16 protein-coding genes are annotated in these 20627 nt (G+C 67.1%); 9 read left to right on the top strand and 7 right to left on the bottom strand.

Annotation, left to right across the window (positions count from 1 at the left end):
• Positions 1-37: 37 nt before the first annotated feature.
• The 4 genes from EZE58_RS10150 to EZE58_RS10135 are packed head-to-tail and all read right to left on the bottom strand — an operon-like array spanning position 38 to position 4718.
• Complete coding sequence (locus EZE58_RS10150; RefSeq protein WP_167560455.1) at positions 38-1384, bottom strand: DUF6716 putative glycosyltransferase; 1347 nt, start codon at positions 1382-1384, stop codon at positions 38-40.
• The gene (locus EZE58_RS10145) at positions 1371-2354 is read right to left on the bottom strand and encodes a hypothetical protein (RefSeq protein WP_009376259.1); all 984 of its coding nucleotides are present in this window, start codon (positions 2352-2354) and stop codon (positions 1371-1373) included. Before EZE58_RS10145 ends, EZE58_RS10150 begins: the two co-directional genes overlap by 14 nt.
• A 1-nt stretch (position 2355) precedes the next feature.
• Positions 2356-3747, bottom strand: coding sequence for a polysialyltransferase family glycosyltransferase (locus tag EZE58_RS10140; RefSeq protein ID WP_009376257.1), 1392 nt, complete (start codon positions 3745-3747; stop codon positions 2356-2358).
• Positions 3744-4718, bottom strand: coding sequence for a glycosyltransferase family 2 protein (locus tag EZE58_RS10135; RefSeq protein ID WP_009376256.1), 975 nt, complete (start codon positions 4716-4718; stop codon positions 3744-3746). The genes EZE58_RS10140 and EZE58_RS10135 overlap by 4 nt, the downstream gene beginning before the upstream one ends.
• 225 nt (positions 4719-4943) lie before the next feature.
• Here EZE58_RS10135 and EZE58_RS10130 point away from each other — a divergent pair, with 225 nt between their 5' ends.
• Entirely contained in the window at positions 4944-6572 is a 1629-nt protein-coding gene (locus EZE58_RS10130; RefSeq protein WP_009376255.1) for a polysaccharide pyruvyl transferase family protein, read from the top strand.
• A 77-nt stretch (positions 6573-6649) separates the two neighbouring features.
• Here EZE58_RS10130 and EZE58_RS10125 read toward each other — a convergent pair whose 3' ends face one another.
• The 3 genes from EZE58_RS10125 to EZE58_RS10115 all read right to left on the bottom strand — a co-directional run bounded on the left by EZE58_RS10125 (position 6650) and on the right by EZE58_RS10115 (position 11045).
• Positions 6650-7537: an N-acetylneuraminate synthase family protein gene (locus EZE58_RS10125; RefSeq protein WP_009376254.1), complete on the bottom strand. Its 888-nt coding sequence runs from the start codon at positions 7535-7537 to the stop codon at positions 6650-6652.
• 131 nt (positions 7538-7668) lie between these two features.
• A complete protein-coding gene (locus tag EZE58_RS10120; RefSeq protein WP_009376252.1) occupies positions 7669-8880 on the bottom strand; it encodes an acylneuraminate cytidylyltransferase in 1212 nt (403 codons plus the stop codon).
• An 83-nt stretch (positions 8881-8963) separates the two neighbouring features.
• Positions 8964-11045, bottom strand: a complete 2082-nt coding sequence (locus EZE58_RS10115) for a phospholipid carrier-dependent glycosyltransferase (protein WP_009376251.1) — start codon at positions 11043-11045, stop codon at positions 8964-8966.
• 230 nt (positions 11046-11275) lie between these two features.
• Between EZE58_RS10115 and EZE58_RS10110 the strand changes: the two genes are divergently transcribed.
• The 8 genes from EZE58_RS10110 (at position 11276) to groL (ending at position 20572) form a co-directional block, all read left to right on the top strand.
• Positions 11276-11944 (top strand): DUF4190 domain-containing protein, encoded by a 669-nt coding sequence (locus tag EZE58_RS10110; protein ID WP_205772206.1) that lies wholly within the window; start codon positions 11276-11278, stop codon positions 11942-11944.
• Between the two features lie 424 nt (positions 11945-12368).
• Positions 12369-12803: a DUF4190 domain-containing protein gene (locus EZE58_RS10105; protein ID WP_167560451.1), complete on the top strand. Its 435-nt coding sequence runs from the start codon at positions 12369-12371 to the stop codon at positions 12801-12803.
• A gap of 134 nt (positions 12804-12937) precedes the next feature.
• Entirely contained in the window at positions 12938-13750 is an 813-nt protein-coding gene (rsmI, locus tag EZE58_RS10100; protein ID WP_040341277.1) for a 16S rRNA (cytidine(1402)-2'-O)-methyltransferase, read from the top strand.
• A 275-nt stretch (positions 13751-14025) separates the two neighbouring features.
• Positions 14026-15741, top strand: coding sequence for a methionine--tRNA ligase (gene metG, locus EZE58_RS10095; RefSeq protein ID WP_167560449.1), 1716 nt, complete (start codon positions 14026-14028; stop codon positions 15739-15741).
• The gene (locus EZE58_RS10090) at positions 15741-16739 is read left to right on the top strand and encodes a TatD family hydrolase (protein WP_063249388.1); all 999 of its coding nucleotides are present in this window, start codon (positions 15741-15743) and stop codon (positions 16737-16739) included. The genes metG and EZE58_RS10090 overlap by 1 nt, the downstream gene beginning before the upstream one ends.
• A 240-nt stretch (positions 16740-16979) precedes the next feature.
• Positions 16980-18206, top strand: coding sequence for a resuscitation-promoting factor (locus EZE58_RS10085; RefSeq protein WP_167560447.1), 1227 nt, complete (start codon positions 16980-16982; stop codon positions 18204-18206).
• Positions 18207-18652: 446 nt separating this feature from the next.
• Positions 18653-18946, top strand: a complete 294-nt coding sequence (gene groES, locus EZE58_RS10080) for a co-chaperone GroES (protein ID WP_009376237.1) — start codon at positions 18653-18655, stop codon at positions 18944-18946.
• A gap of 33 nt (positions 18947-18979) precedes the next feature.
• On the top strand, positions 18980-20572 hold the full coding sequence (groL, locus tag EZE58_RS10075; RefSeq protein ID WP_009376235.1) for a chaperonin GroEL: 1593 nt from the start codon (positions 18980-18982) through the stop codon (positions 20570-20572).
• Positions 20573-20627 lie beyond the last annotated feature (55 nt).

The raw sequence follows: 20627 nt of genomic DNA, 5'->3' as shown, positions 1-20627 counted from the left end.
CGGCCTGTGCCCGATATTCGTCGGCTGATGTGCTCGCTCAGCGGCCGTAGCGGATCCTCCGGTACACCCGGATGAACGGCGTCGGTGTGAATGTCCGGACCTCGGCACGCATGAGCATGCGCTTCTGCTTCCACACCGACCTCCGCCTGTCGGGCAGCTGCCCCTGTCGAGAGCGGACGGCGAGCAGGCCGAGGCTGCGGCGCAGACTTCCGTCGTCGGTGTGGAAGTAGTTCTCCGCCAGCCACACCCGATCCGGGAAGCCGATCCGCCCGGCCGCAACGTCGGCGAGGGTCCCCTCGGCGCCCGAACCGGCGTAGACCTCGTTGAGCAGTCCCCGATCGAACCCGAAGTCGGAGATGAGCAGCGTCGGGATCCCCCGGTCGATCGACTCGAGAGCGGCTGTCGACGACACGGTGACCAGGGCCGCACCGGGAGTGAGGAACGCCGTGAGCGGGCCGTAGCCGATCTCGAGCCGCTCGGCCCCGGGAACTGCGCGCTTCTTGAAGTCGGCAATGATGTCGAAGTAGGAATGCTGTTCGTGATGGGTCTCATGCTCACCGGGACGCGACCGCATCTTGACGATGGCCCGCGACTCGGGATGACGCTCGGCGAACTCCGCGAGAGCGGCGATGATCGCCTCCCGTTGCGCGGCGCTCGCCGGAACCTTCGCCTGTGGGGCGAAGACGAGCGTTCGCGGGGTTGCGGACAGCGAATGTGGGGCCGGCGGTTCGGGAAGCGATTCCGAGCGGAGCATCGGAAGCCTGCCGAGGAGGATCTCGGCGGGGACTCGTCGCATCGCACTCACTGCCCGGTATTCGCTCACCTCGGTGAACGAGTGCGCAAGGAAGGCGTCCATGAGCCGCCGGTAGTTCATTCCCTTGCCGCTGGCCGGCAGACCCATCCCCGGCAGCCCGGAGATGAGTGCGGGTCGTCGTTCGAGGGCGCTCGCGGTGAGGAAGAGCTGGGCGACGATCGGGCCCGTCGCGGCACCGAGGACGATGTCCGGTCGATGCTGGGAGATCACTGCTCCGAGTTCGCTGCGGGACACGACAGGGATGGTGTGACCTTCCCATGCGGTGTCGGCGACGGCGTTGGCGATCTGCTCGTCGGTCGGCAGGATCGGATTGTCGACGAGGTAGACGTGTGCCTCGACATCGGGCAGTGTGCTCAGCAGCTGGGTCGCCCATTTGAGGTAGGACTCGCTGTCGGAGACGGAGACGATGCTGATCGGTTCGTGTCCGGACGGGATCGTCTGCTCGTCGGTGCCGTGGGCATGCGCTGCCCCCGACGGGCTGTCGGCGGGCGAGGGCACTACGGTGTCGGCGACTGGCAGTGAGGCCGTGTCCGGCTCCAGTGGGGGGACGGGGGAATCAGGAATCGACATCACCGGTGACCGTTCGCGCGTTGAGGGACTTCCGCAGACTATCGGGTGAGGCGCCGGTCCACCATTCCGCCGGAATCTCGGTGACGTCGATGCGCACATCGGGATTGAGCACCGACAGCGAGACCGCGGCCGTGCTCGGCAGGCTGCGGATGACGGATCCCGGGGGAAGGTTGATCAGCCGCAGCTCGATCGGCAGCCCCACGTGCTTGATGCGCACCCGATCGTCGGAACCGAGGCGCTCGAGGAACTCATCGGTCTCACGCCGGTGCGGGTAGTAGGTGATCGGGCCGGCGGCGGTGAGACCGTCGAGCCATCTGCGGTAGTCGGCTTCGCTGATGAGCCCGTCGGCGACGAGAGCGGAGCCGATCACCGGTGTGTCACGAGAGTGACCGCCCCCGGTCGGCAGCGACTGCAGATGCTCGAAGCGATGCCGGGTGATCTCGCCCCCGGCGCGGAGGAACTTGGTGCGCAGTCCCTTCGGCACCGGCAGCGCGGTGTGCCACCGCAGCCGTCCGGAACCCGCCAGGCCGCGCAGACGGTCGGCGATGTAGGCGGCCATGACAGCCCGGTGGGCCTTGAGCTTCTGCCTGGGACGGACGAGCGGCCCGCGCTTGGCAGCGAGCGTCTCGATCGTCGAATAGGTCGCCAACCCGTCGTCGAGGAGGACGATGTGCGGCATCTTCCGCTCGAGGTAGGCCACGGACAGAGCCTTGTGGATCTGTCCGGAGCACGGGTCGCCGAGGTAGATGACCGAGGGGTTGAGGGACCGGAGGATCCCCGGCTTCGCCCCCTGGCGTTCGAGGCGGACGTTCGCGGGGAGCCACTCCGGGTCGAAGGCGTCGAGGAACGAGGACATCCCCTTCGCGTTCGCCCGCGCCCGGATGAGGAGGTCGCCCTCGGGGTCGTGGGCTTCGAGGGCAGAGAGGAACTGCAACGGCGATTCGACGAAGGCGATGGCCGTTTGCGGCATCTCAGCGGCGTCCGGTCAGTTTGGCGACGTCGATCTTGATTCCGCGCTTGTCGAGCTTCGACAGCGCCGATTTCGCGTTCTTGCGCAGAAAGCGCTTCCCCGTCCTCAGGACCCGCCCGCGGCTCGACGCTTCGAGACTGCCCGGCAGGTCGAGTCGGGTGAGGCGTTTGCGCTTGAAGTAGACCATGTCGTCGGTCCCGAGAGCACGCGTGAGGAAACTGATCGCCGGCTCCCGCAGATGCGCCATGATGTTCGACTGCATGCAGTAGGTGACGGCGTCGATGAGGGCGTTGAAGTCCCGAAGACCGCGGCCGTTCGGACGGTCGGTGAGGGAGTAGCCGCCGCGGTTGAGAGCGTCGACGATCGTCAGCGGGATGCGGTTGCTGTTCTGATACGGGGCGATGCGCTCGAGGAGCAGTTCCGTACCGACGGCCGCAGTCTCGGTTCCGAACAGTGCCTGCGTGGTCACCAGTCCGGTCGAGAAGCACGAGACGACGAGACGGGGCTGCGTCCTCGAGGCCACCACCTCGGCGAGGACGGGAACATCGGCGAGGACGAAGCGCAGGCCGAGGGACTCGGCGCGACGCCTCAGCGGTTCGACGACCGTTCGGGCCGAGGTCGGGTGCGGCTTGAAGATCACCGTGCTCACACCGCGTGTCTTCACCTCGTCGAGCATGTCGAGGTGAAGCTGGATCTCCTCCTCTTCGGTGATGAGGTCGATCTCTGCGAGATACTGGCCGAGAACGAGGGCGCTGTCGTCGATCGGCTCCGACAGGCCTGAGGCCTCGAGCGCTTCGTCGGATTCACGAGCCATCTCCTCGATGACCGGTCGCAGCTCGTCGACGGTCAGGGCAATGCGATTCGGCGCATGTTCGGCGAGCTGGCGTGGCATGACCCCCGGCAGCAGATCGGTGTAGTGGGCGTTCTCGAGGCGCTGCCACAGCGGGCGTCCGAGTGGGTTGCGGATGGGTCCATAGCTCATGAGGCCATCGGAGTGCACAGAGATGAGTGCGTCGGCGAAGACCTGAGTGAGTGCGTGTGCAGGATGACCGGGCAGCGATTCGACGACGAGTGAGATGTCCTCGTCGGGCGACAACGACCACAGCCGCTCGAGCAGCGCACGCATGATCGGTGCGCGAGTGGGCGAGACCCCGAACTGCTTGGGGTGGCTCGGCCAGATGGCCGCGTTCCAGTCGACCACCGAGTCGAAGCGGCTGAGCAGGGTCGCGGAGCCGAGAAGATCTGTCGCCGAGGGTGTGATCTCGGGCGCGTAGGCGTTGTTGGCGACGACCAGGATGCGGCGTTCGTCAGCTGGCCCGAAGTGGCCCGCATCGATGTTCGCAGCAACGTTCGCGAGCTGATACAGCGTTGAGATCTGGATGAGCTGTGTCATGCCTGTGCCCTCCTGAGTACCGGGGCGATGACCGGAACCCGGTCGTCGCCGAATCTTTCGACCACCCTCTCGACCAACTCGGGCTTGATCATCTTCACGTTCGTCGTGGCCCCGGCGAGGAGCTTCTGCTTGACCTCGGTCGTCATCTGGTCCGATCGCCTGACAAGCTGGTGGTAGAGGATCGAGAGGAAGTTCCTCACCGCTTTGGTCTCGAATTCGTCGATCTCCGGGTCGTTCTCCAGCATCGCGAAGACGGTCCGGAACGCCGGAATGAAGTCCAGCTGCCTTTCGTCGTAGATCGAGGTCAGCGAGGTCGACATCCCCTTGCGGTAGCACAGACCTGCCGAGTTGATGACGGCGAACGAATCGGACTCGAGGTGCTGCCGCCAGGTCCACGGCCTGTCCTCGCAGGTCCGCAGCGCGGGGTCGAAGGTGAGCAGGCCGCGATCGGCCATGCTGCGGGTGAAGATGCCCGTCCAGCAGGCCGGATAGTCGACCATCGTCGGCATGTTCGCCGGCATGATGTAGTCGCGCGGGTTGAGCGCGCGGTTCCGGACGGCACAGGGCGCCTGACTGAGGCTGCGCTTCGTGCCTTCGACGAGCACGTAGTCGATCTTGACGAAGTCGACACCCAGCCCGGTGATTGCGTCAGTCATCTTCCGCAGGTGTCCCGGCGCATACCAGTCGTCACCGTCGAGGTAGGTGATCGTCTGACCCGTCGATGCTTCGAGGGCTAGGTTGCGGGATGCCGAGACTCCGAGCGACGCGGGATTCTCGATGGGCACCAGGTTGAGTCTGTTCTCGTATTCGGCGATGACGTCGGCCGTGTGGTCCTCCGAGCCGTCGTTGACGACGATGACTTCCAGCTCATCGGGGGCGAACCCCTGCATGGTCAAGCTCTTGAGACTGCTCCCTATGGTCTGTTCGGCGTTCTTCGCCGCAATGATGACGCTGGTCAGGGGAGTGGTCATGGGGTCCTTTCGCTGCTGAGCACGGCCGCGGGGGAGCACGACGCGTGCATGTGCTCAGACGATGGTAGACAGGGTCGGGTAACTCGCGGTGACTGAGCGGTGAACCAGACTGTGCGTGCTATTCACCCGAAGTTCGCATTCCAGTTGTCTGGGTCGACGGTTCGGTGGCAGACAGCGGCCTGGCGCATTCATCTGCCGTTCGGTCGGGTCCACTACAGTCGCTCTATGGCGGATCTCTTCCACTTCGACATCCCGACTTGGGGCAACTACGGGGACAAAGCGCTCTTCCCCGTCGTCCGCGACGCCTTCCGCGCCTTCGACGGTGAGGCGGCGTTCACCTCGGCGGCGGCCCTGCGGCGGGAGGTCGACGGCGGCCTGGTCGACCGGATCAACGCCCGCGCCGATGCCGTCGTCATCGGCGGCGGGGGACTGTTCCTCCAGGACACGAATCCCAATCGGCTCTCCGGGTGGCAGTGGAAGATCTCCGCCGAGACGCTGGCTGGGATCGAGGTTCCCCTCATCGTCTACGCCGTGGGTGACAATCGGTTCCCCGGTCAACCGGAGTTCGACGATCTTCTCCGCACCCACGTCGAGCAGGTCCGTGAGCAGTCGGTGTTCTTCGGTCTGCGGAACTCGGGGAGCATCGCGTCGATGTCGGCGCTTCTCGGTCCCTCAGCGGTGCCGATCGACTTCCAGCCGTGTCCGACGACCCTGGGTGGTCTGCTCTACGAACCGCTGCAGGGGAGCCGACCGGATCCCCGAGAGAAACTCATCGCGATCCAGATGCTCGTCCACGGCCGACAGCAGGCGGCCGGCTACGACGCCGAAGTGATCCACCGGGCCGTCGTCGACAGCGCCCGCGCGCTCGTCGCGGACGGTTGGAGAGTCCTCAGTGTGCCCTTCCATCCTGACGACGCCGAGGTGTCACGCCGTCTCCGCGCGGAGGTGCCCGAGGTCGAGGAGATCCGCCTGTGGGGTGCGGACATCGGCTTCTTCTCAGGGTTCACACTCTTCTCCTCCGTTCCCTACGTCCTCGGCGGCCGGGGTCATGCGCAGATGATCCCCTTCGGGGTCGGTTCGATCCCTCTCTCGCTCGATCTCCACGCGAAGCTCGGGTACTTCGCCCACGACATCGGCCATCCCGAGTTCGTCGTCCCGGTCGGACCCGAAGGAATGGTCGCGGGCGGTCCCGAGGAAAGGGCCGCCGAGGCGGGAGGGCTGGGCGCTGACGTCGCGCGAGGCACGGGCGCGTGCGGTGCGGACACGAGCGACGGCAGCGTCGGCCGACGCGCCCGCGTTCTCGCGGACCGGATCGTTGCGGCGGTGATGGACGCCTATTCCTACGGTGTCGACCTGCAGGAGGACCTCGCGGCGACGAGGGAGCGGTTCTGGGAGCTGACCCGGGACAATCATCGGGCCATCGGGGACGCTCTGGGGGAGTCCGGTCGACCGCGGCGAGCGGTCCGGACCCGGAGCGCAGACCACGTGCGCGCAGAGGAGTTCCACCTCGCGGCGGTCGCCGAATCGGAGGAGGCAGGCGTCGCACAGACGCGGGCGCTGGCCCGGGTGCGCCGAGAGGCGGGTGCCGACCGCGCAACGCTCGAGCGGGTCACTTCCGAACGTGACATGGCACAGGCGGCGCTCGAGACCGCGCAGTCGGCCGTCGACGAGGCGACGGCGGCGACGAGGGAACTCGCCCATGAGCGGGACGGGTTGCGTGCGCGTGCCGAGCGTGCCGAGAACGACCTGCGCTCGCTGGCCGGAAGGACGGCACAGGCCGAGGCGCGTTCGGCCATGGCCAAGGCGGCGAAGGGACTGAGGCGGCGCGTGCGGCGCCTGCGTCGCACCCGGTGACGGACGCAGAATTGCCCCGGAGCCGGGCGGCTTCGGGGCAGTTCCGTGAGTGCGGTGCCTCAGCTCAGTGCCTCAGCTCAGGCAGTGACCTTGCGCAGAGATTCGATCTTCGACTCCTCGCCGGGCATGACGCGCTTGACGCCGTCGCCCATGGCCTTCTCAAGGACGCGGACGCCCTTGACGAGGGAGGAGAATTCGCGCGGCTCCATCGACGCCGACTGGTCCGAGCCCCACATCGTCGAATCGAGGGTGATGTGGCGTTCGACGGTGACGGCGCCGAGGGCGACCGCGGCGAACGAGATCTCGAGCCCGAGCTCGTGGCCGGAGTAGCCGACGGGCACGCCGTAGCGCTCGACCATCGCCGGGATCGCGCGGAGGTTGACCTCTTCCGGGGGCAGCGGGTAGGTCGAGGTCGCGTGCATGAGGACGAGCCTGTCCTTGTCGAAGACCTCGACGGCGGCGTCGAGCGTCGCCCAGTCGGACATGCCCGAGGAGCAGAGCACGGGCTTGCCCGTCGCGGCGATCGCACGCAGCAGCTCGAAGTCGGTCAGCGACGCCGAGGCGACCTTGTAGGTGAGGGCGTCGAACTCGTTCTCGAGGAAGTCGACGGAGTCGGTGTCCCACGGCGAGGCGAACCACTGCAGTCCGAGTTCCTTCGCGTACCGGTCGATCTCCTGGTACTCGTCCTTCTCGAACTCGACGCGGAACTTGTAGTCGAGGTAGGTCATCTCGCCCCACGGGGTCTGACGCATCTTCGACTTCTGGTGTTCGGGGACGGCGACATCGGGGTTGCGCTTCTGGAACTTCACGGCCTGAGCGCCTGCGGTGGCAGCGGCATCCATGAGCTGCTTGGCGATCTCGACGTCGCCGTTGTGGTTGATGCCGATCTCGCCGATCATGTAGACGGGCTGGTCCGGGCCGACGAGCTGGTCGCCGATGGCCACGGGGGCGATGTGATCAGTCATGAGTCCTGCTTTCGTTTCGAACGCGGTGCGATGCCTCCGCGCTGGGGTGGGTGGTGCTGTTCCGTGTGAAGTTGTCGGTGGGGTGACGGGGCCCGGGCGGCTTCGGCTCTGCGCCGAGCCGAACGGCGGCCTCAGGCGCGGACCGGGATGAGGTCGCAGACCTCCCGGACCGCACCCCGCCCGCCCGGTCGGTCGAGGACCACTCGGGCTGCCGCGAGCACCTTGGGGTGGGCGTCCGCGACGGCGATGGGCCAGCCGACGACGTCGAAGGCTTCGAGGTCGTTGATGTCGTTGCCGACATAGGCCACGCGTGCTGCGTCCAGGCCCTGCTCGTCGATCCACGACTGCAGGACCTCCGACTTATTGTCGACACCCTGGGTTACGCCAATATGAAGTTTCTCCGCCCTGCGGGTGACCACGGGGTTGCGTTCCTTTGAGAGAATCATGACAGGGAAACCTGCTTTCGCCAAGCGTGAGACCCCCATTCCGTCGCCCCTGTGGACGCGGACGTGCTCATTGCCGTCCTCGTCGACGTAGGCACCGTCGTCGGTGTGGACCCCGTCGAAATCGGTCACCAGCGCATCGACGTCGATGACCTGCGCGGTCTCCTGCGTCGAGGCGATCGCGCGGACGAGGGTGAGGTCGGACATGTCGTCGATCTCTCTCGCATGCTCGGGCGGGACCTCTTCGATGCCGACCCGGCCGAAGAAGCGGTGACCGGATTCGAGCAGTCCCGCGGTGCGCATGACGTAGAACGCTCCGGTCTCGTTGTAGTGCTTGGGGCGGTCCTGCCGGCGCGGACGGAACGCCTTGTCATGGCCGACGGAGACCGCCTCCCCGTCGTCGCCGAGGCGCCAGAGGAACGAGTGGTCTTCGACAGCTGAGAAGACGACGTCGTCCTCGTCGTCGCGGACTCGGCACACGGCGTTGTCGATCGACGCCGAGTCGATGAACGGCGAGGTGCACTGGAGGAAGACCGTCACCCCGTAGTCCTCACCGAGGTCGCCGAGGGTGTGGATGATCGCCGATTCGCTCGTCGCCGTGTCCCCGGCGATCTCTGCGGGACGGTGCGACACCTCGGCGCCGGCCCGGACCGCCTCGGCGGCGATGCCCTCATGGTCGGTCGAGACGACGACCCGGTCGATGCTCGGCGTGGCCTTCGCCGCGTTGATCGCACGGGCGAGGAGGGAGACGCCGGCGACCTTCTGGAGGTTCTTCAGCGGGATCCCCTTGGATCCTCCACGGGCGGGAATGATGGCGACGACCCCTGGTCCGGGGCCGGTATCCGAAGAGGGATTCGCCGAGGTGGGTGCTGGGTGGTTCAGTATCGCTTCGTCAGTCACAATGCCCCGACGCTAACGACGGGTCGTGTCCGGGAGGTGAACGATCGGTGTCGGACAGACGACGAGGTCATGTCCGGTTCAGATCAGCGCCAGGTGACGTTCCACATCCGGTTGTTCCATGCCTCGAAGGGGATGACCTCGCCGGTGTAGATCGGCCAGAAGTACGCGAAGGCGAGGACGGCTGCGGCGAGGACTGCGCCGACGGCGAGTCGGCGGCCGAGCAGCGGCCACGGGGGGCGCGAGCCCAGGCGCCCGCGGTGCGTCGGCGGCGCAGGCTGGCCGTCGGTCGGTGGCGTGGTCGGTGCGTCGGAGACGGCGGCGGCCGCCTCGGCGGGACCGGGGGCAGGGGCGGCGGACGTCGGGCTCGGCTCGGTGGAGGGACCCGCCTCGGCGGGGGAGGGGACGGGCATGGTCGACGTACGGATCTGCGGGGCGAAGGGCGGGTTCGGGGTGCGACGGCCCCAGAGGAGGGTGAGGCAGTAGACGAGCGCGAGGACGACGAAGGGGACCATGACGATCGTGTAGAAGGTGAAGATCGTCCGGTCCTGGTAGGCGAACCACGGCAGCCAGGTCGCAGCGAGTCCGGAGAGGATGACCCCGGCGCGGACGTCGCGGCGCACGATCCACGCGGCGAGGACGACGAGGAGCGCGACAGGGGCGAGTCCCCAGATCACGGGGTTGCCCACCGAGGTGATCGCCGAGGAGCACTTCGCCGCCGCGCAGCCGAGGTCGCCGCGGCTGAGCGATTCGTAGTAGAACGAGGTCGGCCGCCATTGGACGATCCAGCCCCACGGGTTCGACATGTAGGGGTGCTCGGCGTCGAGGCCGACGTGGAAGGAGTACGCGGTGTAGTGGTACTGCGCGAGCGAGGGCAGCCAGTCGAGCCACGAGGGCAGGGCCTGCCACCAGCCGGGGGTCTCGGCCGCCCACTGCCGATTCCATGCGTCGTCGGAGAGGATCCACCCGGTCCACGTCGCGATATAGGTGATGAGCGCCGTGGGCACGAGCTTGAGGAACGACGGGATGCTGTCGCGGATGAGGGCACCGAGCCACGGATGGACGACGCCGGCCCGGTAGCGCGAGTGGACGTCCCACGCGACGACGAGGATGCCGAAGGCCGCGAGCGCGTAGAGACCCGACCATTTCACGCCCGTCGCCATGCCCAGCGCGATGCCGGCGGCGATGAGCCAGGGACGCACGCCGAGGCGGGGGCCGAAGTTGATGAGGTCCGCGCGCTCGGCATCGGCGGACCGGCGGCCGCGGGCGGCCACGGGGACCCCGTCCGTGGTGTCGGCAGCCCAGCGGGCCAGGCGTTTCGTCACCTGCTCCCGGTCGAGGAGGATGAACCAGAAGGCGAGGAGGATGAAGGCCATGAGCACGATGTCGAGCAGGCTCGTGCGGGAATGGACGAAATGCTCGCCGTCGATCGAGAGGAGGACCGCCGCCGCACACGCGAAGAACGCGGAGCGGAAGAGCTTCCAGGCGACAAGCCCCATAAGGAAGACCGTGAGCGTGCCGACGACGGCGACGGAGAATCGCCAGCCGAAGGAATCGTCGGCGCCGAAGAGATCGATGCCGAGTCCGATCACCCATTTGCCCAGCGGCGGATGGACGACGTACGCCGGCGCCGATCCGATGACGCTCGGGTCGCCGGCGTTGAAGGAGGCGTCGGCGTTCTCCGGCCAGGAGCGCTCGTATCCGTAGGTGATCATCGAGTACGAGTCTTTGACGTAGTACGTCTCGTCGAAGATGAGGCGGCCGGGGAATTCGAGCCGGAAGAGGCGCAGGATGCCGCTGATGACGGTGATGACGATCAGCGCCGGCCACATCCACAGCGGTGCCCGTGTCGCCCACATGCCGGCGGTGAAGGACTTCCGGCGCAGCGCGGCGGCGCCGGCGAGGATCTGCTCGCGGCGGCGGGCCCGCTCCTCCTTGGCGATCCGGCCCGACGCGGGCTGACGGTCCTTCGTGGCGGTGGCTGCGGCTGGGGCAGAGTTTGTGGAGCTCGGGCTCGTCGCGGCCGTGGAGTTCGAGGTCGACGCTGTTGTGGGGCCCGGGGTCGACGCTGTCGCCTCGGCGGTCGGGTGCGGGGCGGACGGGGAAGTCGAACCGGATCGGGGATCGGTCGGTCGCCTCGGCGTCGGGGGATCTGCGGGTGCTGTCATCACGGCCAAGTCTAGGGTGCGGACACTCGGAAGCCGCCCAGCCTTGGACGCGTCGTGTCCGAGGAGTGCCAGGAGCGGAGCAAGACCTCTGCGGGCGGGCAGGCTCCGTGCACGCGGAGCGGAGTGGCCGGGCTGACGGTACCGCGGGAGAGCCGGGGCGGTTAGGGTGGAGACTACGGCTATCGCACCGGTACGGGTGCGAGCGCCCCAGCACACGAGCGAAGACGGTGATGAGAGTGTCGAACAACCCGGACTACCGCCCGAGCGATCCTCCGCAGGTGGGATCGCAGCAGTTCGGCTCGGGGGCTGGGGCCTCCCCGTCGCCCTACGGCTCCGGCCAGGCCGGATACGGCTCCGGCCAGGCCGGGTACGGCTCCGGCCAGGCCGGATACGGTCAGAGCGGGTATGGCGACCCGTCGCAGGCCGGGTACGGCGGTGGGCAGTACACCGACTACGGTCAGTACCTCGATTCGGTGGGACCATCGGGCGGGCAGCCGTATTCGGTTCAGCCGGCGTCCTACAGCCAGCCGGTCACCTACGGCACGTACGGAACGCCGACGGTCGTCTACCGCAAGTCGAACGGCCTCGCCGGTTGGGCGATGTGGATGGGCATCATCGGATTGGCGGGCGGGTTCGTCTGCGGACTGCTGTCGATGATCCCGTTCATCGGGTGGTTCTTCAGTTTCATCCTCATGTTCCTCTGGATCGCCCCATTCCTCGCGGTGATCTTCGGCCACGTCTCCCTGGGCCAGATCAAACGCTCCGGCGAAGACGGCCGAGGGCAGGCGATGGCAGGCCTCATCATGGGATACATCAGCATAGGGCTCGGCCTCCTCGCCATCATCGTTGCCGCGGTCGTCGGCGTCGGCATTCTCGCGCTGCTGTCGACGACCTCATGATCTGGCGCATGACGTCCTGAACCGGTGGGCGGACCGGCGAGGATGTCGGGACGACGAACGGCGCCCAGGACCAGTGACTCCCTGTGGTGAGCTGGACTTGTGACGAGCTGTGGTGCCGTGAAACAGAGCCGCGGTGAATCAGTGACACGTGCGTTTCGGCGCTGCCGGTGCCCTGGTCCGGTCTGCACTCCGACCTGGACGGCATTCTGATCTGGTTGGCGTGCACGTGTGCGTCAGCCGTCAACCGGAACCGGCGCGCGCTCCCGCCCGTGTTCGTCACGGTGAACTGTGCTGTGTTCGCCTGTGTGGACTGTGTTGTGTTCGCCTGTGTGGACTGCGACGACGATGCAGGATTGCAACACGCTCGCCTTTTGCCGAGATGATTGTCTCTGTACCGTTGGTGGTGACCCCGAGGAGAGAAGCCATGAGCAGCCAGAACAACTGGAACAACCCAGACATGTACTACCAGCAGCCCCAGTCCGGGCAAGCCACTGACAACTACGGATCGAACAGCTACCAGCCGGCGAATTACAGTCCCGCGTCGAGCTACGGCAGCGCGGGAGTCGCCTATCAGGCTCTGCCGCCGACGAACACTCTCTCGATCATCGCGCTCGTCGCCTCGATCTTCGGCGTCGTCTCGAGCATCTTCCTTGCCGGAATCGCCGGCATCGTCATGGGACACATCGCCCGCAAGCAGATCCGGGAACGCGGAGAACGCGGCGACGGGATGGCGATCGCGGCGCTCTGGGTCGGCTACATCGGCACCGCACTGTGGATCCTCTTCTGGGTCGTCTACATCTTCTTCTTCGTCGCCGTCCTCGGCTTCGGGCTCTTCGCCGGAACCACGTCCTACAGTTGAGCCCCTCTCCCACCTCGGGTGCGCCTCACGCGGACGACACGGACACAGCTCTCGGTCCGCTGGGTGAAAGCGACGATCACGGGCCTGCGGGCGACCGCGACGCCCCCGACTTCGACCCGACCGGAGGGCGACTCATCCTCGTCGGGACTCCGATCGGCAACCTCGGCGATGCGGGACCGCGGATGCGGCAGGCGATCGAGACCGCCGACGTCATCGCCGCCGAGGACACCCGTCGATTCCTCTCGCTGTCCCAGCGGCTGGGGCTGAGCCACACGAAACGCGTCATCAGCGTCTTCGACCACAACGAGGCGGGGCGGGCACCGGAGATCGTCGACCTCATCCGCGCAGGTCAGACCGTCGTCCTCCTCAGCGACGCCGGCATGCCCGCCGTCTCCGACCCCGGGTATCGGGTGGTCAAAGCGTGCGCCGAGGCGGGGCTGCCGATCACCGCGACCCCCGGGCCGTCCGCGGTCCTCATGGCGCTTGCGGTCTCGGGTCTGCCGAGTGATCGCTTCAGCTTCGAGGGGTTCATCCCTCGCAAGTCGGGGGCGCGGACTGCTCTGTTCGAGGAGCTCGCGAGCGAGAAGCGCACGATGGTCTTCTTCGAGAGCCCCCACCGCATCGCCGAGACGATGGACGACCTGCTCTCCGTCATCGGTCCCGACCGCCCGATGAGCATCAGCCGGGAGCTGACGAAGACGTTCGAGGAGACACTGCGCGGAACCGTCGGGACGCTGCGCGAGCTCGCCGCAGACGGGCTGCGCGGCGAGCTCACACTCGTCCTCGCCGGCGCCACCGAGGTGGAGACGGCTCCGGAGGACCACCTCGGCGAGATGGAGACCCTCGTCGCCTCGGGGGTGAGGGCGAAGGAGGCGGCCGGGCAGATCGCGAAGCGCTTCGGTCTGTCCAAGCGCGAGATCTACGAGGCCTGGCTCCACCGCGAGTAAGCGGTGACTCGAGTGCGGGCGGCTGGGAGTCGACCCGTGCTCGGGTCGGTGCGATCGGCTCGGGGTCTCGGGTCTGTGCTGAATCACTCTCCGCCCGTGGGGTCGGGTGTCGAACCGACCGATCGGGCAGAATGCGACTCACTTCGGGTTGAGGGCTTTCGGCTCGGAGGCGCGGGCCCCGGCACACCGCCACCACGCGCGTCCCCACGTCGCCCGCGCCCACGAGCCGAACCGCGGCAAGCGGGGCGTCGCGCGTCATCTAGACTGAGTTGCCTATGGGTTACTACGTGACAACAGCCATCGCCTACCCCAATGGGGCCATCCACATCGGGCACGCGTACGAGTACATCGCCGCCGACACGATCGCGCGGTTCAAGCGCCTCGACAACCACGACGTGTTCTTCGCCACCGGCACCGACGAGCACGGCCTGAAGATGCTTCAGGCGGCGAACAGGCTGGGGATCACGCCCAAGCAGCTCGCTGACGACAACGCGAAGAACTTCCGCGACACGCAGCTCGCGCTCGGCTCGACCTTCGACCGGTTCATCCGGACCACCGACCCCGACCACTACGCCGCCTCGCAGGAGATCTGGCGTCGACTCGAAGAGGCCGGCGACATCTACCTCGACTCGTACTCGGGCTGGTACTCGGTGCGCGACGAGGCGTTCTACACCGAGGACGAGACCGAAGTCGTCGACGGCGTGCGGCGGTCGTTGGAGACCCGCACCGAGGTGACCTGGACGGAGGAGGAGTCCTACTTCTTCCGCCTCTCGAAGTACCAGGAGCCCCTCCTCGAGCTCTACCGCGATCACCCCGAGTTCCTCGGCCCCGACTCCCGCCGCAACGAGGTCGCCTCGTTCGTCGCCTCCGGCCTCAAGGACCTCTCGATATCGCGCACGACCTTCGACTGGGGCGTGCCCGTGCCCGGCAACGACAAGCACGTCATGTATGTGTGGATCGACGCCCTGACGAACTACCTCACCGCCGCCGGCTTCCCCGACGACTCCGAGGCGTTTGCCAAGTGGTGGCCCGCCGACGTCCACATCATCGGCAAGGACATCATCCGCTTCCACAGTGTCTACTGGCCCGCGTTCCTCATGTCCGCCGGCATCGAGCTGCCCCGTCGCGTCCACGCCCACGGCTTCCTCTTCAACGCCGGGGAGAAGATGTCGAAGTCCGTCGGCAACGTCGTCGACCCCATCGACCTCGTCGACGCATTCGGTCTCGACACCGTCCGCTTCTTCCTCTTCCGCGAGTTCTCCTACGGCCAGGACGGCTCGTACACGAAGGACTCGATCATCACCCGCATGAACGCCGACCTCGCCAACGAGTACGGCAACCTCGCCCAGCGCTCGCTGTCGATGATCGCGAAGAACTGCGACGGACAGGTGCCGCAGCCCGGCGACCTCACCGAGGCGGACGAGTCCCTGCTCTCCCTCGCCCGCGGCACCCTCGAGACCGCCCGCCGGCACGTCGACACCCAGAGCCTCCACCTCTACGTCGACGCGTGCTGGAAGGTGCTCACCGAGGCCAACCGCTACTTCTCCGCGCAGGAGCCCTGGAAGCTGAAGAAGACCGACCCCGAGCGCATGGCCACCGTCCTCTGGGTGACGATCGAGGTCGTGCGCATCGTCTCGATCCTCATCCAGCCCGTCATGCCCGAATCCGCAGGGAGGATCCTCGACCTCCTCGGCGTCGCCGAAGGATCCGCCGAGGCGGGCGCGAAAGTCCTGCCCACCGCGATCGAGACCGGCACCGGTGCCGAGGTGATGGACACCGTGACCGCGAGTGCCGCCGTCGGCGTCGCCGCCGGAGCGGGATTCGCCGGTGCCGGCATCGCCCCGGCCGCCGCTGAGACCGCCGAGGGCGGGGTGTCGGCCGCCGACGTCGACCCCCGCTCGTTCGCGGCCATCGACTTCCCACTCGTGCCCGGCACCCCGCTGCCCAAGCCCGAACCGGTGTTCCCGAAGTTCGTGGAGGAGACGGAGTAATGGCCTCGCGCGCTGCCGGAACGTACCCGCCGGTGCCCGAACCGCTGCCCCACCCGATCGTCGACACCCACACCCACCTCGACATCGGCACGGGCGTGCGCCTGCCGCTCGGTGCCGGCGAACCCTCCCCGGAGGTCACCCCGTCCGAGGACGAGGAGTTCCCCGATCTCGACTTCTTCTTCGACACCGCCGAGGCGGCCGGAGTGCGCCGGATCGTCCAGATCGGCTGCGACCTGCCCGCTGCCCGCTGGACGACCGCGCTCGTCGCCTCCCAGTACGCCGGGCAGGGGAATGCGGCCCTGGCCGCCGCGGCGAACGTCGACCCGGCCGTCGCCGCCCGGGTGCCGACACCGCCTGTCACCGGGCGGACGTGGATGCTCGGGGGAGCGGCGCTCCACCCGAACGAGGCCCCGCGGCTGGCAGAGCGCGGCCTCCTCGACGATGCGCTCACCGAGATCGAGGCGCTTGTGACGAGTGAGGACCGGATGCGCGTGGTCGGGGAGACCGGCCTCGACTACTTCCGCACCGGTGAGGACGGCATCGGGCAGCAGCAGCGGTCGTTCCGGGCGCATATCGAGATCGCCAAGCGGACCGGCCGGGCCCTGCAGATCCACGATCGTGAGGCCCATGCCGACGTCCTGCGCATCCTCCGCGAGGAGGGGGCGCCCGAGGTGACGATCTTCCACTGCTTCTCCGGCGACGAGGCGATGGCCCGCGAATGCGCCGAGCACGGCTACTTCATGTCCTTTGCCGGCAACATCACGTTCAAGAACGCCGATGAGCTGCGCCGGGCCGCCGCGAGCGCCCCGCTCGAGCTCCTCCTCACGGAGACCGACGCCCCCTTCCTCACCCCTCATCCCTACCGCGGCAAGCCCGGCGGCCCCTACCTCACCCCGATCACGGCCAGGATGCTCGCCGAGGTGCGGGGGATGGACGCCGGTGACCTCGCCGAGGCGGTGTGGGCGAACGCGGAGACCGCGCTCGGCAGCTGGGACTGAGCCCCCGCCTCGGCGAGGGTGAGGGCCAAGATCACGGTCGTTATGGACGTCACATCACGGTCGTCGGTCGTGCCGTGGATGACGTCTGACCTGGACGGATGCCGACTGCTGTGAACCCCGGAAATCCGGGAGTCTGAGAGATTCCTGTTACGGTTTCGTAATCTTTTGCAAGCGATGTAACGAATCGGTTACAGTGGATGAGTCGCAAACAGCTGATCAACTCTGCTCGGGGATATTTCTGTGATTGATTTTCTCAAGAACCGCAAGGTGCAGATCGCCGCACAGGCGGTCGTCATCACCGGACTCGTCGGTGGCACCGGTGCCGTGCTCACCATGAACAAGCCCGTCACCCTCGAGGTGAACGGCAAGGCCGAAGAGATCCGCACCTTCGGGGGAACCGTCGGTGAGATCCTCGACAGCCAGAACATCGAGCTCGAGAAGCGCGATGAGGTCAAGCCGGGTGTGAACACGAAGATCGACCACGATATGACGGTCACGGTCAACACCGCCAAGGACGTCGCGCTCACCGTCGACGGCAAGAAGACCGACGAGTGGACGAACGCGAACACCGTCGGGCAGGCTCTCGCCGACCTCGGCGTCGAAGCCAAGGATGCCGAGCTCAGCGCCGAAGCCACCGACAAGCTCAAGGTCGACGGCGAGACGAGCATCGACGTCACCACCGCGAAGGCGCTCACCGTCGTCGCCGACGGTAAGGACCACAAGGTCACCGCGCCCGTCGACACCGCCGGCGCCGCCCTCAAGGAAGCCGACATCAAGCTCGACAAGGACGACTACCTCTCCGTGCCGATGAGCGCATCCGTCACCGACGGTCAGGTCCTCACCGTCAACCGGGTGGAGAACAAGACCGTCAAGGAGAAGCAGGACATCGAGCCCAAGGTCGAGAAGAAGAAGTCGGACTCCCTCTTCGTCGGTGAGACGAAGGTCGAGGAGAAGGGCAAGGCCGGGCAGAAGGAAGTCGAGTACCAGGTCAAGATCGTCAACGGCGAAGAGGTCGAGAAGGAGAAGAAGGGCGAGAAGGTCCTCTCCGAACCGAAGGCCAAGGTCGTCGTCGAGGGCACGAAGAAGAAGGAGAAGCCCTCCTCGAACGACTCGGGCTCGGGCTCCGGCTCGGGATCCGATGACAGCGGAAGCGGCTCCGGCGGAGGCTCCGACGACGGCGGCTCGAGCTCCGGTGGCGGCGGTTCGATGACGACCGAGGAGATCAAGGCGATGCTCGGCGGACCCGGCTCCAAGTGGTACCAGGTCGCCAAGTGCGAGTCGAACTTCAACCCGCGCGCCGTGAACAAGCAGAACAACGCCCACTTCGGCCTCTTCCAGTTCAAGCTCGCCACGTGGCGCAGCGTGGGCGGTTCGGGCAACCCGATCGACGCCAGCCCGCGCGAGCAGTTCGACCGTGCGAAGAAGCTCCAGGCCAAGGCCGGCTGGGGACAGTGGGCCTGCGCCTGAGCGCAGCGCTGCGGCGCTGACCGAGCGCCGGCACCAGCCGACCGTCCGCGGTCACGGCTGAGATGAGCTGAGCGATGAGGGACTCCGGATCCGTCCGGGGTCCCTCTCGCGCATTCACGGGCGGGTGCGTCCCGCCGAGGTGGCGGTGCTCGGGCCGTGGCCCTGCGGTGGCGTGCCCTGGCCGCCGAGGCGGGGGTGCGGGCCGCCGAGGTGGCGGTCCGCGCACCCCGAGGCTGAGCTTTCCCCGAGAGCCCCGCGAAATCTTGGCACTCGAGTTGACCGAGTGCTAAAGGAGTCATAGAGTCGCATTAGCACTGACACTCAGTGAGTGCCAGTTTCATCGGACGGTCGAACTCCTCGGCACCCGCGACGACGAGAGGTTCCTCAGGCGCACGCCGCCGTCTGACTTCACCAGTATCGAACCCAGCGAAGGGAGAGAGCCCGATATGTCGGTCTCCATCAAGCCACTCGAAGATCGGATCGTCATCCGTCAGGTCGAAGCCGAGCAGACCACTGCCAGCGGTCTGGTCATCCCCGACACTGCCAAGGAGAAGCCGCAGGAAGGCGAAGTCGTCGCAGTGGGCCCCGGCCGCGTTGCTGACAACGGCAACCGCGTTCCCGTCGACGTCGCTGTCGGCGACAAGGTCATCTACTCGAAGTACGGCGGCACCGAGGTCAAGTACGCCGGCGAGGAGTACCTCGTCCTCTCGGCCCGCGACGTGCTCGCCGTCATCGGCTGAATCCCCTGAACGACTCTCAAGACAGGAGGACGAATGCCTAAGAATCTGGAATTCAACGACGAGGCCCGTCGTTCACTCGAAAAGGGTGTCAACACTCTCGCTGACACCGTCAAGGTGACGCTCGGACCCCGCGGCCGCAACGTCGTTCTCGACAAGAAGTGGGGCGCACCCACGATCACCAACGATGGCGTGACCATCGCGCGTGAGGTCGAGCTCGACGATCCCTACGAGAACCTCGGCGCACAGCTGGCCAAGGAAGTCGCCACCAAGACCAACGACATCGCCGGTGACGGAACCACCACTGCGACCGTCCTCGCCCAGGCCTTCGTCAACGAGGGTCTGCGCAACGTCGCCGCGGGCGCCGCTCCCGGTGCCCTCAAGCGCGGCATCGAGACCGCCGTCGAGGCCGTCTCCGACGAGCTCGGCTCCATCTCCCGCGATGTCGCCGGCTCCGAGGAGATCGCCCACGTGGCCGGTCTGTCCGCCCAGTCCGAGGAGATCGGCGCACTCATCGCCGATGCCTTCGAGAAGGTCGGCAAGGACGGCGTCATCACCATCGACGAGTCCCAGGCCTCCGATGTGGAGCTGGAGATCACCGAGGGCATGCAGTTCGACAAGGGCTACCTGTCCCCGCACTTCGTCACCGACGCCGACCGTCAGGAAGCCATCCTGGGCGATGCGCTCATCCTCATCAACCAGGGCAAGATCTCCAACATCCAGGAGCTCCTGCCTGTCCTCGAGAAGGTCCAGCAGGCCGGCAAGCCGCTGTTCATCATCGCCGAGGACATCGAGGGCGAGGCACTGTCGACGCTGGTGGTCAACAAGCTGCGCGGCATCCTCAACGTCTGCGCGGTCAAGGCTCCCGGATTCGGTGACCGCCGCAAGGCCATCCTCGAGGACCTCGCCGTCCTCACCGGCGGCCAGGTCGTCACCCCGGACATGGGCATGAAGCTCGACCAGGTCACCCTGGACGAGCTCGGCAATGCCCGCACGATCACCGTCACCAAGGACACCACCACCATCGTCGATGGTGCCGGTGCCGATGACGCTGTGGCCGGGCGTGTGGCCCAGATCCGCTCCGAGATCGAGAACACCGACTCCGACTGGGACCGCGAGAAGCTGCAGGAGCGCTTGGCCAAGCTCTCCGGCGGTGTCGCCGTCATCAAGGTCGGCGCCGCCACCGAGGTGGAGCTCAAGGAGCGCAAGCACCGCGTCGAAGACGCTGTGTCCGCGACCCGTGCTGCCATCGAGGAGGGCGTCGTCGCCGGCGGCGGTTCGGCTCTCATCCACGCCGCCAAGGTCCTCGACGGCAAGGACTTCGGCCTCGACTACGACGGTGCCACGGGCGTGGAGATCGTCAAGCGCGGAATCGTCCAGCCGCTGCGCTGGATCGCCGAGAACGCCGGTCAGGACGGCTACGTCGTCGTGTCCAAGGTCCAGGACCTCGAGTCCGGCCAGGGATACAACGCCGCCACCGACTCCTACGGCGACCTCATCTCCGCAGGCATCATCGACCCGGTCAAGGTCACCCGTTCGGCTCTGCGCAATGCGGCGTCGATCGCGGCCCTGGTGCTCACCACCGAGACCCTGGTCGTGGAGAAGAAGGACGACGAGGACGAGGACTGACCTCCGTCCCCGCTCAGGCTGAGCCCTCAGCCTGATCCCTCATCGGATGGCCCGG

The organism is Brevibacterium sp. LS14, assembly GCF_012027885.1.
Taxonomy (GTDB): Bacteria; Actinomycetota; Actinomycetes; order Actinomycetales; family Brevibacteriaceae; genus Brevibacterium; species Brevibacterium casei.
The sequence above is the reverse complement of the archived record's forward strand: the minus strand, read 5'-3'. Positions and strand labels throughout refer to the sequence as shown.

Coding starts and splice junctions, on each gene's coding strand:
- EZE58_RS10150 (WP_167560455.1), bottom strand. CDS start 1,384: ATGTCGATTCCTGATTCCCCCGTCCCCCCACTGGAGCCGGACACGGCC.
- EZE58_RS10145 (WP_009376259.1), bottom strand. CDS start 2,354: ATGCCGCAAACGGCCATCGCCTTCGTCGAATCGCCGTTGCAGTTCCTC.
- EZE58_RS10140 (WP_009376257.1), bottom strand. CDS start 3,747: ATGACACAGCTCATCCAGATCTCAACGCTGTATCAGCTCGCGAACGTT.
- EZE58_RS10135 (WP_009376256.1), bottom strand. CDS start 4,718: ATGACCACTCCCCTGACCAGCGTCATCATTGCGGCGAAGAACGCCGAA.
- EZE58_RS10130 (WP_009376255.1), top strand. CDS start 4,944: ATGGCGGATCTCTTCCACTTCGACATCCCGACTTGGGGCAACTACGGG.
- EZE58_RS10125 (WP_009376254.1), bottom strand. CDS start 7,537: ATGACTGATCACATCGCCCCCGTGGCCATCGGCGACCAGCTCGTCGGC.
- EZE58_RS10115 (WP_009376251.1), bottom strand. CDS start 11,045: ATGACAGCACCCGCAGATCCCCCGACGCCGAGGCGACCGACCGATCCC.
- EZE58_RS10110 (WP_205772206.1), top strand. CDS start 11,276: ATGAGAGTGTCGAACAACCCGGACTACCGCCCGAGCGATCCTCCGCAG.
- EZE58_RS10105 (WP_167560451.1), top strand. CDS start 12,369: ATGAGCAGCCAGAACAACTGGAACAACCCAGACATGTACTACCAGCAG.
- metG (WP_167560449.1), top strand. CDS start 14,026: ATGGGTTACTACGTGACAACAGCCATCGCCTACCCCAATGGGGCCATC.
- EZE58_RS10090 (WP_063249388.1), top strand. CDS start 15,741: ATGGCCTCGCGCGCTGCCGGAACGTACCCGCCGGTGCCCGAACCGCTG.
- groES (WP_009376237.1), top strand. CDS start 18,653: ATGTCGGTCTCCATCAAGCCACTCGAAGATCGGATCGTCATCCGTCAG.
- groL (WP_009376235.1), top strand. CDS start 18,980: ATGCCTAAGAATCTGGAATTCAACGACGAGGCCCGTCGTTCACTCGAA.